The sequence below is a fragment of the Rugamonas fusca genome (assembly GCF_014042365.1).
Taxonomy (GTDB): Bacteria; Pseudomonadota; Gammaproteobacteria; order Burkholderiales; family Burkholderiaceae_D; genus Rugamonas; species Rugamonas fusca.
On record NZ_JACEZS010000120.1, the window covers coordinates 1 to 244 of the forward strand.

Annotated in this window: 1 tRNA gene and 1 rRNA gene; both read right to left on the reverse strand. The window is 52.9% G+C overall.

Going from position 1 to position 244, the window contains the following annotated elements:
- A tRNA-Ile gene (locus H3H36_RS26565) sits at window positions 1-77 on the reverse strand.
- Between the two features lie 76 nt (window positions 78-153).
- Window positions 154-244, reverse strand: a 16S ribosomal RNA gene (locus tag H3H36_RS26570); the annotation flags it as partial.

Here is a 244-nt window from a genome sequence, read left to right on the forward strand (position 1 = left end):
TGGTAGGGCTGGTTGGACTCGAACCAACGACCCCCGCGTTATCAACACGGTGCTCTAACCAGCTGAGCTACAGCCCCAAATGCTGTTCTTCTTGATTTACAGTCGATAAGTGTGAACGCTTGAGGATTGATCCGAAGATCAGTGCGACTCTAGAAAGGAGGTGATCCAGCCGCACCTTCCGATACGGCTACCTTGTTACGACTTCACCCCAGTCACGAATCCTACCGTGGTAAGCGCCCTCCTT